Below are 14,022 nucleotides of genomic sequence, written 5' to 3'. Positions count from 1 at the left end.
GCGCATCAGGGCTTCTCACGCACGCAGCTGGCGATCGCCGACTTAAGCTCATTGACCGATTTCTTCGATGCGACTGCCTTCAGCTCGTTCAGGCCTTTGTCGATTTCGGCATCGCTCAGGCCTTGCCGGCGGGCATCGATCTGGAAGAGCTGGCGGTAGCGGCGTGCGGCATTGCGCACTTCCGGGTCACCGGTGAGGCCGGATTCGACCGCCCAAGCCAAAGCAACGGAACAGGTCGCCCACATATCGCGGCGCATGGTCGACTCGGTCGGCCGTGGGGTTGCGGTAACCATTTTTCGCACCGTCTCGGGGATGTCGGCGGTCAGCCTGTCCATATCGCGGAGGCAAGCAAGAAGTGCCGGCTGCTCCTCGCGGTTCAGCATGCGGCGCTTCTCGATCATGGCGTGAATGAGGCCCGCCACCCGGGTTCTGACCACCCGCGGATCAGCACCCTTGCCCTCAAGCGCCACCAGGTAGGCGGTGAACAGCTCCTTGTAGTTGGCCTCGAGCTTGGTGGAGGCCTCCTTGCTCACCTTGTCGGGCGCGCCCTTGCCTGCCAGGGCGCCCAATGCGGCGCAGCGCAGCCAACTCGCCGCAGCCGGTGGCACGGACTGGGCCGATGCCGAGGTCAGGGAGGTCCATAGACCAATCGCGATAACGAGCAGGAGTTTCCGGGTCATTTCGCCTCTTATGGCTTCACATCACGGCAGTCGATCCTCGCAGGAGGCTTTCTATCACATGGGAGAGCACGCGCAGCAAAACCTTCCGACCGCGACGGCTGGCTCGCCTCAATGGAGAACGACCACCCCTTTCAGCTTCGCCTCGTTTTCCGGTTCAACATGAATGATCGCATCGACATTGTCGAATTCGGCATTGAGCGCCTGCTCGATGCGGTCGCAAATCCGATGCGAGGCGGCAACCGTCATGTCTCCGGGCACCACCAGATGGAATTCCACGAAGGTTGCACGCGCGGCCTGGCGTGTCTTGAGGTCATGGACCTCGATCGCGCCTTGCGCGTTCTCGGAGATCACGGCGCGGATCCGGGACAAGGTTTCCCCATCGACCGCCTGATCCATCAAGCCGCCGACCGATTCCCGCACCAGACCATATCCCATCCACAGGATGTTCAGGGCAACGAGTGCCGCAAGCAGCGGGTCGAGCCACTGCAAGCCAGTCAGCCGGGCAAGGATGAGGCCGACCAGAACGCCAAGTGAGGTGATCACATCGGCTGCGAGATGCTTGCCATCGGCCAGCAGAGCCGGTGATCTGCGTCGGCGGCCCGCGCGGACGAGGACGATGCACCAGATGGCATTGATGAGGGTTGCCACACCATTCAGGGAAAGACCCGTCACGCTCAGGTCAATGGCGCGCGGTGCATTCAGGCTGAGGTAGGATTCCCGCAGGATGGAAAAGGCCGCGATGACCACAAGCACGCCTTCCAACACGGAGGATAGATATTCCGCCTTGTGATGACCGAAGGGGTGGTTGCGATCGGCAGGCTGCGCGCTGAGATTGAGGGCCAGGGCGGCAGCGCCGGCTGCGGCGATATTGATCAGGCTTTCCAGCGCGTCCGAATAGAGGGCCACCGAACCGGTGAGCCACCAGGCGGCCAGCTTGAGCGCGAAGACGAGAACGCCGATCGCGATGCTGCCGATTGCAAGCCTGACGGACGCTTTCATGAACCCTCATTTCGCCCTCTCTCGTCGGGAGGGCGTGCCACTTCCCGGCATGCAGCGCTACCCTGATCGGACCGCGGAGGCAAGAGTACAGGCTGGACACAAGCAATGGCTGAGCGGCAGCTCTCCTGTCGTGTTGCCATAGCCAGAGCCGGTAGGGCATGATCCGGCGCGTCATATGCCCTCGTGGCATGAGCTGCAGCACCATGTCGATGAACAGGCGCCCCAATGTCCCGCGATTTCACCATTACCACGGAAGATGAGCTTCTCGCGCGATATGGTCACCCAAGCGAGCGCGCGCGCTATAAGAAGATCGATCACATCGACAGCTATTGCCGTCTGCTCATTGCTCACTCGCCCTTCCTGGTGCTGGCAACCCGGAGCGAGGATGGTCTCGATTGCTCGCCGAAGGGGGATGAGCCGGGCTTCGTCAAGGTGATCGATGACAAGACCATCGCCCTTCCTGATAGGCCAGGGAACAACCGCGTCGATGGTTTGCGCAATGTGCTATACGATCCGGTCGTCGGCCTCATCTTCCTCATTCCGGGGATGAATGAGACGCTGCGGGTGAATGGCCGGGCGACCATCAGCGCTGATCCGGATCTTCTCCAGCGCTTCGAGAAGGATGGCCGGCTGCCCAGCACCGTCCTGACGGTGCATGTCGAGGAGGCATTTCTGCATTGTGGCCGCGCGCTTCTGGCCTCGGCCTTGTGGGACCCCGCTCGCCATGTGGTGCGTTCCGAACTCCCCAGCCTCAATGAGATCGTTGGCATCCATGCGGCGATGACAAAGGCTAAGCTGGCGGTTGAATCATAACGGCCCCATTGGCCGTGCCCAACAGGTCGGTGCTGGTCGCCCGTCTCGAAGCGGCCAAGTAAGCCCGTCCGAAACGTGATGATCGCGGCAGGAAGCATATCAGTCCACCGCGATCACATCATGTATGCTTGTGCCCCACGACCGACCTGGGGCGGCGATGCTGAAGATCGCTACGCACGCCCGAGGACTGCAACTCAGAAGCTTACCTGCAGCGCCGCCTTGCCCAGATAAGTCTCCACATTGCCGCTGAAGCCTATTCCGTATTCGCCACTCACCAGGAAGGATACGCCGGAGGCAAGATCCGCCTGCAAGCCGGCCGAGAGCTCCGCCCGAGCGCTGCCGATCTTGTGCTTCATGACTTCGCCGTTGATCCGGGTCTCCATCGCGCCGAGCAGATTACCCGCCACGCCGAAGCCGCCATAGGCCGTGATCCCATCAAGATTGGTGATGGCTGCCACGTTCACCCGCCCGACCAGCGCGTCATTGCCCCCAAACCTCACGTCGAAATTCGGATCGGAATATTTGTCGAAGTGGACATTCTGATAGACCAATTGGGCGGTCGGAACCACGGCAACGCCGGGATAGAAGGGATAAATATAGCCGACCTCGCCTGCGACATCGACGGCATGACCATCAATCGAGGCGCTTGGGGAGGCACCCAGCGAGCTATCCATATCGATGAAGCGGTACTGTACCGTCAGATCGGCGAAGTAATTGTGGTCAGCTTGAGTAAAGTAGGCGCCGACCGCCGTCATGTTTGCCGTGCTGCCGAGATCGTCGCTGCCCGCAGCACCCGAGCGCCGTTTGACATCCGAGCTGACATAGCCATAGCCCGCCTGAATACCAACGCGCGCATTGCCGAAGCCGGGAAGAGCAACGATATCGAGGCCGGTCAAGACACCGACTACAGACGAATCGATCCCGACCCCTGTGGTGCGGTCAATGTTGAAGCCACCGCCGAAGGTTCTCGCCCAACCGCGTGGTGCATTGGCCCAATCATATCCGCGGCGGTCCACGAACCGGCCGAGCATCAGATCACCGGCCATGGCAATCGTCGCCGGCAAAGAACTGAAGACATAGCTTTCATTGGCGACGACGGCATCGAGCCCGATCACAAGACCATCATCCCCGGCGCGTGGATCGAGGAAAATTTCCCGCGCACCCACGAAATAGCGGCCGTCGAGAGTGAAGGCATTAGCAGGGAGGTCGCCGCCGACCGTGATCAACTCGACCGAACTGAGGTCGCCGACCGGGCCTGCCTCCGAGTCATTCAGGGCTTCGAGCTTAATGACCGTCGTGCCTGAAACATCACCGGTGATATTGATCTGATCGTAGGTGGTGCCAGCAACGTGCTGGGTCGCCCCGAAATCGACATCCATCACGGCAGTGGCGGTGTTTGCGACATAGTTGCCGTTCGTATTGATGATGCCCGCGTCCCGCGCCTTATCGATGGTACCTCCCGGGCTGACCGTGCCGTCGACCATGAGATCGCCAGTGATATTGTGCTCACCACCTAAAGTAGAGGTATTATCGACGTAAACGTCGCCTTGGGTCGTAACGGCGCCGCCTTCGCCGCCAACCGTGGTCGCCCCATCGGTCAGAAAGAGATCCTGGTCAATGGCCACGTTCTTTCCAAAATTGACGACGATATCGTCGACCACCTGCAGGGCTTCGCGGAAATGGGTATTGTCTCCGATAGCGATGACACCATCCCCGCCCTCGAAAGCGCCGTTGCCATCCAAAAGAACGCTTTTGCTAAAGGAGCTACCCGCCGCGATGTCATTGGTCAGCACAGCCTCGCCCTCGAGGATGTTCGCCCAATAGGCGTCGTACTCTTCTGTCCCGTTGTTGTAGCTGGTGAGGATGATCTGTGTGAACGTGGTATTTGAGTGGTCAATACAGGCTTCGACACCTTCGCCACAGGCATAGGGCGATAGATCGATCTGACTGACCAGCTGATCGTTCACCATCAGATAGACTTGGTCGCCTGCATAGACGACACGCATATTATTCCATTCGCCATAGCGGACCGTCGCGTCGGTCTCATTCCAGACGCCGGCTTGGTCGTCCCAGACCATGACCTTACCGACACCATCCTTATTGCTGAAGCCGATAACCGGCCAGGCAACATTGCCGAATTGAGTATGGGAAAGATTACCCCACAGGGCAGGTGCCTGATAAACGCCCGTCCTGTCGTCTTCGCCGGCACCCGGCGCGGTTTGCCATTCTTGGGGGACGTAGAGATTGCCTGAGATGAAATGGTCTTTGCCATCCGCCGTCAGATTTGTTTGGGCGCTATAGCCTTGGTAGTCGTGAAAAGTGCCCTGCTCATCCTCTTCCCGATTATGAGCAAAGCCGCTCTCACCCACCCCGATCTTTAGAACACTCTTGCGTCCCTGATACTGATCCAGGACATCCTGTGAGTGCGGCTTGTATCGGCCGACGATCCATGGCCTGTTTATGTAGGTGAACTGCTCGGGCGCGGTGGATTGGGCCGCCAAGGGCGCTAAAGAAGCCCCTCCTAGAACGAGCAAAGCCGATAAGGCGGTAGAGTGCATCAATGGTCGCATTTTTCCCCCGTTAGGCCGCCGAAGTGTGCTGCAACCATTCCTATCACAAGTGTTTTTTCTCACTCAATGGTTGTAGACGTGACGGAGAACGTCGGGACGGCGAGAGATGACTACACCACAATCGTGCTCATACCAATTTTCTAGAAGAAGCAATGAGTTGAGGCTGAGTTGGTTTTATGCAACGCATCGTGACGAACTCACTCTCATCTCGATGCGTTGGCGTTACTATACTAATGAGTACTTATTCCGCCGCGACTCGGACCACGAGCTTGCCGAAATTTGATCCGCTGAAGAGCCCCAGAAATGCCTCGGGTGCATTCTCCAGCCCTTCGACGGTATGCTCCCGATACTTGATGCGGTCGGTGCGCAGCCAGTTCGAAACGTCTGCGAAGAATGCCGCAAATCGTTCGGCGTGATCGCCGACGATGAAGCCCTGCATCAGGATCCGGTTGGAGAGAAGATTGCGCAGATTTGGGCCAGGCCGCGGTGCGACGTCATTATATTCCGCGATGAGGCCGCAGACCGGAACCCTTGCATGTCGGTTGAGGAGCGGCCAGACCGCCTGTAGAACCGCGCCGCCGACATTCTCATAGTAGATATCGATCCCATCGGGACAGGCTGCAGCCAGAGCTTCGGCAAAGTCGGCCATACGGTGATCGATGCAATCATCGAAGCCGCATTCATCAACGACATATCGGCATTTGTCCGGTCCTCCGGCAATGCCGATCACGCGCGCGCCCTTGATCTTGGCGATTTGCCCGGCAAGAGATCCCACGGGTCCCGCAGCTGCCGAAACGACGAAGGTTTCCCCGGGTTTGGGCTTGCCGATATCGATCGTGCCCACATAGGCCGTATGGCCAGGCATGCCTAAAATCCCCAGAGCGGTCGATGGAGGCGCCAGGCTCGGATCAAGCTTGCGCAGGCTTGCCGCCTTATGAACGCTGTAATCGGCCCAGTAGCCTGGACCATTGACGATATCGCCAATCTTGAAACCGGGATCAGCCGAGGCAACCACCCGGCCCACCACGCCTGCTTCCATCGGCGCGCCGAGCTCGACGGGCCGCGCGTAGGATTTGCCCGCATTCATCCGGCCGCGCATATAGGGATCGAGGGAAAGATATAAGGTGCGTGTAACGACCTCGCCCGAGCGAGGCTCGGGGACCGGCGCCTCGATCAGCTCGAAATGGTCTGGCGTGGGCAGCCCTTCCGGCCGCTTCCTCAGCAGAAACTGACGGTTCTTGTCCATTTGCATAATCCTTTGGCGCGTCTGCTTCGATCCTTGATCATAGCAAAGGCGGATCAAGTCTGCGTGGGGCCTGTTGACAGGATTAGGAAGATTGTCTCGGATCAAGGCACAAGGGGCAGAGGGAGCATCCATCAATGGATCCGCAGGCGATTTTTAGTGCCGATTTCAAGGAACAACCCTACTGGTGGGACCGCGCGCCGCTCGATGCCCCAGAACCCGCACGAGCGCCGCTCCCAGATGAGGCGGATGTGGTCGTCATCGGATCCGGCTATACCGGCATCACCGCTGCTCTCCACCTCGCCCGCAGCGGCGCCAATGTCGCAGTGATCGACGCAGAGCAAGCAGGCTTCGGGGCATCGCGGCGCAATGCGGGCTATCTCGGCCGGGTGCTCAAGCGCGATGTTGCCTGGCTCGAAAAGCACTATGGCGAGGATTATGCGCTTGCCGTCTACCGCGAGCTCAATGATGCGCTCGAAACGGTGAAGGAGATCGTCGCCTCCGAGAACATCGATGCCTATCTTCGCATGTGTGGGCGCTTCATCGGGGCAACCTCACCTGCCCATTACAAGATCCTGGCGGCCGATCTCGAAACCAACAAGCGTAAGCTCGGGATAGACTACCACATGGTGCCGCGCGCCGAGCAGCACACCGAAATCGCGTCCGATGTCTATTTCGGCGGGGCGGTCATCCCCGATCTCGGCTCGATCCATCCCGGTCTCTATCACAAAGGGTTGCTCGAGCGGGCGCTGGCCGCCGGGGCCAGGCTTATACCGCAGACACCGGTCACTGCCATTGTCAGAACCGCATCCGCGGGACCGAAACGCTTCCGTGTCGAGACAGAACGCGGGGCAATCGCTTGTGCCAATGTCATTGAGGCAACCAACGGCTATACCCAGCGCCGGTTGAAATGGATGGCCCGCCGGGTGATCCCGTTCCAAGCCTATATGATCGCAACCGAGGTTCTGCCCACATCGCTGATCGACCACCTGCTGCCGCATCGGCGGACCTATCTCGATACCAATATGAATATCAACTTCATCCGCACCGCGCCCGATACGGAACGGCTGCTGATGGGGGGACTGACCGGCAGTCGCACGCCAAGCCTGCGCCATATCGCAAGCGATCTCAGGGCCATTCTGCGGCGCATCCTCCCCGATATCGGGGATGTGCGGCTCTCGCATGCCTGGACGGGGCAGTGCGCTGGCACCTTCGATTTCATGCCCCATATCGGCGGTGCGGACGGGCATTATTACGGCGTAGGATACAATTTCGCCGGCATTCCCATGGGCACCTATTTCGGGCGCAAGCTTGCCTACAAGGTGCTGGGCTGGCCGGAGGGAAGCTCAGTCTTTGAGAAGCAACCCTTCCGCACCATGCCACTCTATACGGGAAATCCCTGGTTCGTGCCCTTGGCCATGAAATATTTCGACTTGCATGACTGGTGGATCGGGCGCGGCTCAAGAGCCGCCTAGCTGCGAGTGGAAGCATGACGCACCAAAGCCGGCTGTCCAGGCCTTGGTGCGGACGGGGGGACTCGAACCCCCACCCTCTTGCGAGGAACGGATTTTAAGTCCGGTGCGTCTACCGGTTTCGCCACGTCCGCCTTCCTGTGACTGAGGCGTGGCGCGCCCAGATCACTCAGGCACTGTGAGAACAGTGCAAGCCAGGGGTAACTCTGGCTGCGGCGGCGGTCAAGCCGCCTCCGCCAGTTTGACTGTCAGCAAGGTCATTCGCGCCACCCCTGATGGGTTCGCATCAAAGGCTTAGGCAGACTTATCCGCAGATTTGGCGGCTGCCGCAAGCTCGGCAGCCATGGCCCCGATCATTTCAGCAGCACGCCTCACCGCTTCCGGATCACGACCGCGCGCCACGATGCGCGTGCCGTACACCCCGTCTTCGAAGAAGGGATAGGAGCCGATCTGGACAGAGGGCATCGCTTCCTGGATCGCCCGTAGCGGTGCTGCCACATCACCCTCCTTCTCGCGCACTTCAACCGTTTGCGAGGTGAGCGGGACCGCTGTTTCGAGCGTTGGTGCGACCTCATCGAGCATGGCCTGCATGATGGCTGGCACTCCCGCCATGACGATCACGTTCTCCATGCGAAATCCAGGGGCCTTGCTGACGGGATTGGCAATGAGGTTCGCGCCATGGGGGATGCGGGCCATACGCAATCGCGCGTCGTTCAGCTCTTGGCGCGGAATGCGCTCGAGCAGCATGGCGACCGCTTCTTCGTTAACGGAGATGCCGACGCCGAAGGCCCGGGCAACCGCATCGGCAGTGATATCATCATGGGTCGGCCCAATGCCGCCGGTGGTGAACACATAGGTGTAGCGGTTGCGCAAGGCGTTCAAGGCGGTGATGATCTCGTCCTCGATATCAGGCACCACCCGCGCCTCGCAGACATCGATGCCTATATGGGTGAGATATTCCGCGATATAGCCGAGATTCTTATCCTTGGTTCGCCCCGACAGGATCTCGTCCCCGATCACCAGCACCGCCGCGGTGACTCTGTCCGGCTTGGTCATGCCTTGCGCCTCCATTTGACAGCTCATGGGAAGCAGATCCTGAACTGATGGGCAAGTCCTCGCGAGCGAGTGCTCGATTGCCTTATCCCTGGCTTGCGGGTCAGCGGCAAGGGTTCTAATTTCGCCGCGATGAAACTCCCCTCGCCGCTTCTGCGTGGCCGTCTGATCCGCCGCTACAAACGTTTTCTCGCCGATGTCGCGCTGGATACGGGCGAGATCGTCACCGCCCATTGCGCCAATCCGGGCTCGATGATGGGCCTGGTCGAACCCGGCGCGGTGGTTTGGCTTGCCAAGTCAGAGGATCCGCGCCGCAAGTTGGCCTATTCCTGGCATTTACTCGAGCTTGAGGGCCAGTTCACCGCAAGGGTTGGCATCAATACAGCCAGCCCCAACCAGATCGCGTTCGAGGCCATCGCTGCCGGGCTCATCCCGGAGCTTGGGGGCTATGACACCATCCGCCGGGAAGTCAGGTATGGCCGCAATAGCCGCGTCGATCTCCTGTTGACGGGTAGGCAACTTCCGCCATGCTATGTAGAGGTGAAGAATGTTCACCTTTCGCGTCAAGCGGGGCTTGCGGAATTTCCTGATTGCGTGACCGCCCGCGGGGCTAAACATTTGGCCGAATTGGCGGATCGGGTGGCTGAAGGCGACAGGGCCGTCATGCTGTTCATCGTGCAGCCTGACTACTGTGATCGCTTTGCGCTCGCAGCCGATCTCGACCCCGCCTATGCACGCCAGTTCGGCGCCGCTCAGGCTGCCGGCGTTGAGTGCCTGATCTATGCGTGCAAGATCGGGTTGGATGAAATTGTGATCGACACGCGGTTGCCTTTTGCGGACGAAATCATCATTTCTGCAAACGCCGAGGCACCCGCACCAGGATAGTTCTATGGTCAGCTACGTTGACGCCACCATTGCCCCTCCCCTCAACACGGGAGAAATCAAGCTCTATCGGCCCGAGGACTTCGCCGGCATGCACAAAGCGGGCAGGCTGGCGGCCGAAGCCTTGGACATGCTCACCGAACATGTGCAGCCCGGGGTCACCACCGCCTTTCTCGACCGGCTGGCGCTGGAATTCACCCTGGACAACAAGGCGACCTCCGCCTCGCTGCAATATCGCGGCTTCACCAAGTCGATCTGCACCTCGATCAATCATGTGGTCTGCCACGGGATTCCGAGCGAGAGGCCGCTTAAGGAGGGCGATATCCTCAATATCGACGTCACCCTGATCGTCGATGGCTGGCATGGCGATACCAGCCGCATGTACGGGGTCGGCCGGGTCTCGCGCAAAGCTGAGCGGCTGATGGAGGTCACGTACGAATCGCTCATGCGGGGCATCGCGGCGGTGCGGCCGGGTGCGACCACGGGTGATATCGGCTATGCCATCCAGACCTTTGCCGAGGCCGAGCGCTGCAGCGTCGTGCGCGATTTCTGTGGCCATGGGTTAGGGCGGGTGTTCCATGATACGCCCAACATCCTGCATTACGGCCGTCCTGGCGAGGGTGTCACGCTAAAGCCCGGTATGTTCTTCACTATCGAGCCCATGATCAATCTCGGCCGGCCTCATGTGAAGATTCTGGCGGATGGCTGGACCGCGGTCACCCGCGACCGGTCGCTGTCGGCGCAATTCGAACATTCGATCGGCGTTACCGAAACCGGCTGCGAGATCTTTACACTCTCCCCCAAAGGCCTGCATTGTCCTCCCTATACGCTCGGGAGCTGAGACCCCTGAGCGCAACGGGGTGCTTTGGGGGCATGAGACATGGCGACGGAACTGCGCGAGGCGCAGGCCCATTATCTCGGGCATCGGGAGCGGCTCAGGGAACGGTTCCGGGCGAAGGGAGCGGATAGTCTTGCGGATTACGAGCTCCTCGAGCTCATCCTCTTTCGCTCGATGCCGCGGCGCGACACCAAGCCCGTCGCCAAGGCGCTCATTGAAAAATTCGGCAGCTTCGCCGAAGTGCTGAGCGCCAGGCCCGAACGCCTGATCGAGGTCAAGGGGGTTGGCGAAAGCATCGCCTTCGATCTGAAGGTGCTGCAGGCCGCAGCACTCAGATTATCGCTCAGCGATGCGCGCCAGCGGCCGGTTCTCGGGGCGTGGTCCGCGGTCATCAAATATTGCCGTGCCGCCATGGCCTTCGATGACCAGGAGCAGTTCCGTATCCTGTTCCTCGACAAGAAGAACCGACTCATCGCCGATGAAGTGCAGCAGCGCGGGACGGTCGACCATACCCCCGTCTATCCACGCGAGGTGATCAAGCGTGCGCTCGATCTCGGCGCGAGCGGCATCATTCTCGTGCACAACCACCCATCCGGTGATCCGACACCGTCACGGGCCGATATCGACATGACCAAGTTCATCGTGGAAGCGGCAAGCAAGCTCGGCATCACCGTGCATGACCACATCATCGTCGGCCGCGACGGACATGCAAGCTTCCGGGCGCTCGGGCTGATCTGACCTATCGTTCGCCACGAGCAGTGAACCGGCCGCCAATGGCTGCAACCGCTTCGGGCGTGTCGAGATCGGTCAGAACCGCGTCATCATCCATCGCCACCTCGCAGACCGCCTCCGCGTAGTCTGCCATCAGATGCTTGGCGCCGACGTCGCCCGCCAGGCTTTGCATGGCCGGCAGGAAATCCGCACCCCAGAGCACCGGATTGCCGCGCTTGCCGGCAAAGGTTGCAACACAGATCGCCCGGCCTTCCACCGGGTTGAAGGCCGCGATCAACCGATCGATATGGCGGGGGGTGATGAGCGGCATGTCGCCCAGGCAGATCACCACCCCATCCAGATCGGCGGGAATTGCAGCAAGACCAGCCTTGAGGGAGGTCGAGAGCCCGAGACGATAATCGGGGTTGTCGATGAAACGCAGATCAAGCCCGGCGAGCACCTTTCGCACCGCATCCCCATCATGGCCGGTCACCACCAAGACAGCGGCAGCTTGGCTCGCGAGGGCAGCCTCTGCGACGTGGCGCACCATCGGCTTGCCCTCAAGCGGCATGAGCAGCTTGTTTTCGGGGCCCATGCGGGTCGATCGGCCGGCTGCAAGAATAAGACAGGCAATGCGCGGCGCCTTCGGGACAGCCGCTGCCCTGCCCTGTTCGCGAGATGACTGACCCTCGCCGGTCTTCTCTCCCGCCGTCTGCCGGCCTGCCGCTCGATCGCGCGGTTGCGGCCGTGACGGGATCTCCGTCAGCAAGCCGCCCGCGCCCATATCCATGATATCGCCGGCCGTCACCCTCATCCCGGCAAGCACCCGCTGGAGCACCCAGTCAAAGCCATTGAGCTTGGGCGAGCGGGCGCAGCTCGGTACCCCGAGCACCGGGATTTCGCCCAATTCGCCGAGCATCATCAGATTGCCGGGATCAACCGGCATGCCGAGATGGGTGACATGCCCGCCGGCCACGGTCAGTCCGGTTGGAATGATATCGCCGCGATCAACGATTGCGGAGGCGCCGAACAGCAGAATCGGGCTGGCACCGGCCGCTTCCAGACGCTTCACTGCGGCGGCAACCGCCTCAATCTCATGGGGCACGACTTCGGCGGCCTTAAGCCTTGAGCCCAGAGCGCCTAACCGCTCGGCAATGGCGGCGATGCTCTTGTCGATAATCGAGGGCTTGGTCTGGGCGAGGGTGGTGACGATCAGGCCCGCCTCATGGGCCTTAAAGGGCGCAAGCTGGACCAGGGGCTCCCCTTCTGCGGCAATCGTAAGAGCTGCCTCAACCACTGCCCGGGGCGCGGCAAAGGGGATGATCTTCACCGTTGCCAGCATCTGCCGCGCTTCTGCCTGGCTGTAATCAGCAACGGTCGCGATGGTAAGGCTCTCGTGAAGATGGTTGATGCGGCGGATACGTTCCACATCGAGCCGGGCAAGGCCTGGGCTTGCCGCATAGAGATTGGCGCGGCCGGTGAAGGCTTCCGACAGGCTGACCTCTGAGCCGGCCATGGCCCTGGCCAAGCGGCCCGCGGCCTCATCCTCATGCACGTCATCGGGCTCAAGACGGGCTGCGAACACCCGTTCTATCCCGCTTTCCCGCAAAAGGGCGACATCGGCAGCGGTCAGCAGGCGGCCCTTCTTGAAGGTGCCCTGCTCATGGCGGACCGAATGGGCGAGAATCGCACCTTCCGCTTGGGCAACGGGGACTTCAGCGAAGATCATTGGGCGTTACGCTCGGGGCGGGCTCTGCCAAGCCTCAGGGTCATCGTGATCTCTGCCATGATCGAGACGGCGATTTCCGCAGCGCCACGGGCGCCGATATCAAGCCCGATCGGTGCATGGATCCGATGCAGTGCCTCAGGCGTAAAGCCAGCCGCCTCCAGGCGCTCGATCCGGCCCGCATGGGTTTTGCGCGAGCCGAGCGCGCCGATATAGAAGCACGGGCTGCCGAGCGCTGCGTGCAGGGCCGGATCATCGATGCGCGGGTCATGGGTGAGCGCGACCAGGGCCGTGCGGCTATCGAGGCTGAAGGATGCGAAGACCTCATCGGGCCACTCATGGCGCAGGGTCACGTTCGGAAAGCGCTCGGAGGTTGCAAAAGCCTGGCGCGGATCGATGACCATCACGTCATAGCCGAGGCTTTGCGCGATGGGGATCACATGCTGGGCCACATGGACCGCCCCGATGATCACCAGCCTGAGCGGCGGGTTGAAGATATTGATGAAGATCTCGGTGTCAGCGCCCGCGGTGATGCCGGAACGATCGAAGCGGAAGCCATGCTCGAGCTCTCCGGCCAGCGGGTGGTGCTCGGCCTCGTCGCGGGTCACCAATTCCTGCCGGCCCGAGCGCAGATATGTGACGAGAGCGAGGGGCTCACGCGCCTCACGCGCGGCGAGGATCCGATCCAGTGTGGCCTTGTCCATCAGCCCACCTGCAACGGCTCGACGGAGATGCGAATGCGGCCGCCACAGGCAAGCCCGACCTGCCAGGCTGTCTCGTCGGCAACGCCATATTCGAGCACCCTCAGGCCGCCATGCTCGATGACGTCCATCGCCTCGGTGATCACCTCGCCTTCAACGCAACCGCCGGAGACCGACCCCAGGAAATTTCCGTTCTCGTCCACGATCAACTGACTGCCGACGGGCTGCGGGGCCGAGCCCCAGGTTTCGATCACCGTGGCGATCGCCACCTTTCGACCCTCGTCCACCCAACGGGCCGCATCCCTCAACAGGCTTGCATCCGACATTCCAACCT

General features: G+C 61.1%; 13 protein-coding genes and 1 tRNA gene. 5 read left to right on the top strand and 9 right to left on the bottom strand.

What is annotated here, in order from left to right; all coding sequences use genetic code 11:
• Positions 1-5: 5 nt before the first annotated feature.
• Together RCF49_RS01365 and RCF49_RS01360 are read right to left on the bottom strand one after the other, a co-directional pair.
• A complete protein-coding gene (locus RCF49_RS01365; RefSeq protein ID WP_342642255.1) occupies positions 6-680 on the bottom strand; it encodes a hypothetical protein in 675 nt (224 codons plus the stop codon).
• Between the two features lie 108 nt (positions 681-788).
• On the bottom strand, positions 789-1,679 hold the full coding sequence (locus RCF49_RS01360) for a cation diffusion facilitator family transporter (protein WP_342642254.1): 891 nt from the start codon (positions 1,677-1,679) through the stop codon (positions 789-791).
• A gap of 225 nt (positions 1,680-1,904) precedes the next feature.
• Between RCF49_RS01360 and RCF49_RS01355 the strand changes: the two genes are divergently transcribed.
• A complete protein-coding gene (locus RCF49_RS01355) occupies positions 1,905-2,492 on the top strand; it encodes a pyridoxamine 5'-phosphate oxidase family protein (RefSeq protein ID WP_342642253.1) in 588 nt (195 codons plus the stop codon).
• A gap of 194 nt (positions 2,493-2,686) precedes the next feature.
• On the opposite strand, the gene RCF49_RS01350 is transcribed toward RCF49_RS01355, so the two are convergent.
• Positions 2,687-4,993, bottom strand: a complete 2,307-nt coding sequence (locus RCF49_RS01350) for an autotransporter domain-containing protein (RefSeq protein WP_342642252.1) — start codon at positions 4,991-4,993, stop codon at positions 2,687-2,689.
• A 310-nt stretch (positions 4,994-5,303) separates the two neighbouring features.
• On the bottom strand, positions 5,304-6,308 hold the full coding sequence (locus RCF49_RS01345; protein ID WP_342642251.1) for an NADP-dependent oxidoreductase: 1,005 nt from the start codon (positions 6,306-6,308) through the stop codon (positions 5,304-5,306).
• Positions 6,309-6,442: 134 nt separating this feature from the next.
• Here RCF49_RS01345 and RCF49_RS01340 point away from each other — a divergent pair, with 134 nt between their 5' ends.
• On the top strand, positions 6,443-7,780 hold the full coding sequence (locus RCF49_RS01340) for an NAD(P)/FAD-dependent oxidoreductase (RefSeq protein ID WP_342642250.1): 1,338 nt from the start codon (positions 6,443-6,445) through the stop codon (positions 7,778-7,780).
• Positions 7,781-7,824: 44 nt separating this feature from the next.
• On the opposite strand, the gene RCF49_RS01335 is transcribed toward RCF49_RS01340, so the two are convergent.
• Positions 7,825-7,911, bottom strand: a tRNA-Leu gene (locus RCF49_RS01335).
• Positions 7,912-8,071: 160 nt separating this feature from the next.
• Complete coding sequence (locus RCF49_RS01330; RefSeq protein WP_342642249.1) at positions 8,072-8,860, bottom strand: competence/damage-inducible protein A; 789 nt, start codon at positions 8,858-8,860, stop codon at positions 8,072-8,074.
• Positions 8,861-8,962: 102 nt separating this feature from the next.
• On the opposite strand from RCF49_RS01330, the gene sfsA reads away from it, so the two are divergent.
• Genes sfsA through radC form a run of 3 tightly spaced genes read left to right on the top strand, consistent with a single transcriptional unit; the run spans position 8,963 to position 11,288 of the window.
• The gene (sfsA, locus tag RCF49_RS01325) at positions 8,963-9,715 is read left to right on the top strand and encodes a DNA/RNA nuclease SfsA (RefSeq protein ID WP_342642248.1); all 753 of its coding nucleotides are present in this window, start codon (positions 8,963-8,965) and stop codon (positions 9,713-9,715) included.
• A gap of 4 nt (positions 9,716-9,719) precedes the next feature.
• Complete coding sequence (gene map / locus RCF49_RS01320; protein ID WP_342642247.1) at positions 9,720-10,553, top strand: type I methionyl aminopeptidase; 834 nt, start codon at positions 9,720-9,722, stop codon at positions 10,551-10,553.
• 39 nt (positions 10,554-10,592) lie between these two features.
• Positions 10,593-11,288, top strand: a complete 696-nt coding sequence (gene radC / locus RCF49_RS01315) for a RadC family protein (protein WP_342642246.1) — start codon at positions 10,593-10,595, stop codon at positions 11,286-11,288.
• A gap of 1 nt (position 11,289) precedes the next feature.
• Here radC and RCF49_RS01310 read toward each other — a convergent pair whose 3' ends face one another.
• The 3 genes from RCF49_RS01310 to RCF49_RS01300 are packed head-to-tail and all read right to left on the bottom strand — an operon-like array spanning position 11,290 to position 14,014.
• A complete protein-coding gene (locus RCF49_RS01310) occupies positions 11,290-12,990 on the bottom strand; it encodes a molybdopterin-binding/glycosyltransferase family 2 protein (RefSeq protein ID WP_342642245.1) in 1,701 nt (566 codons plus the stop codon).
• On the bottom strand, positions 12,987-13,691 hold the full coding sequence (locus RCF49_RS01305) for an XdhC family protein (RefSeq protein ID WP_342642244.1): 705 nt from the start codon (positions 13,689-13,691) through the stop codon (positions 12,987-12,989). The genes RCF49_RS01310 and RCF49_RS01305 overlap by 4 nt, the downstream gene beginning before the upstream one ends.
• Positions 13,691-14,014, bottom strand: coding sequence for an XdhC family protein (locus RCF49_RS01300; RefSeq protein WP_342642243.1), 324 nt, complete (start codon positions 14,012-14,014; stop codon positions 13,691-13,693). The genes RCF49_RS01305 and RCF49_RS01300 overlap by 1 nt, the downstream gene beginning before the upstream one ends.
• Positions 14,015-14,022: the final 8 nt, after the last annotated feature.

It is taken from the genome of Rhodoligotrophos sp. CJ14, assembly GCF_038811545.1.
Lineage (GTDB): Bacteria > Pseudomonadota > Alphaproteobacteria > Rhizobiales > Im1 > Rhodoligotrophos > Rhodoligotrophos ferricapiens.
Note: the sequence above shows the minus strand (reverse complement) of the source record. Positions and strands in the feature narration are given on the sequence as shown.

Coding starts and splice junctions, on each gene's coding strand:
- RCF49_RS01365 (WP_342642255.1), bottom strand. CDS start 680: ATGACCCGGAAACTCCTGCTCGTTATCGCGATTGGTCTATGGACCTCC.
- RCF49_RS01360 (WP_342642254.1), bottom strand. CDS start 1,679: ATGAAAGCGTCCGTCAGGCTTGCAATCGGCAGCATCGCGATCGGCGTT.
- RCF49_RS01355 (WP_342642253.1), top strand. CDS start 1,905: ATGTCCCGCGATTTCACCATTACCACGGAAGATGAGCTTCTCGCGCGA.
- RCF49_RS01345 (WP_342642251.1), bottom strand. CDS start 6,308: ATGGACAAGAACCGTCAGTTTCTGCTGAGGAAGCGGCCGGAAGGGCTG.
- RCF49_RS01340 (WP_342642250.1), top strand. CDS start 6,443: ATGGATCCGCAGGCGATTTTTAGTGCCGATTTCAAGGAACAACCCTAC.
- RCF49_RS01330 (WP_342642249.1), bottom strand. CDS start 8,860: ATGAGCTGTCAAATGGAGGCGCAAGGCATGACCAAGCCGGACAGAGTC.
- sfsA (WP_342642248.1), top strand. CDS start 8,963: ATGAAACTCCCCTCGCCGCTTCTGCGTGGCCGTCTGATCCGCCGCTAC.
- map (WP_342642247.1), top strand. CDS start 9,720: ATGGTCAGCTACGTTGACGCCACCATTGCCCCTCCCCTCAACACGGGA.
- radC (WP_342642246.1), top strand. CDS start 10,593: ATGGCGACGGAACTGCGCGAGGCGCAGGCCCATTATCTCGGGCATCGG.
- RCF49_RS01310 (WP_342642245.1), bottom strand. CDS start 12,990: ATGATCTTCGCTGAAGTCCCCGTTGCCCAAGCGGAAGGTGCGATTCTC.
- RCF49_RS01305 (WP_342642244.1), bottom strand. CDS start 13,691: ATGGACAAGGCCACACTGGATCGGATCCTCGCCGCGCGTGAGGCGCGT.
- RCF49_RS01300 (WP_342642243.1), bottom strand. CDS start 14,014: ATGTCGGATGCAAGCCTGTTGAGGGATGCGGCCCGTTGGGTGGACGAG.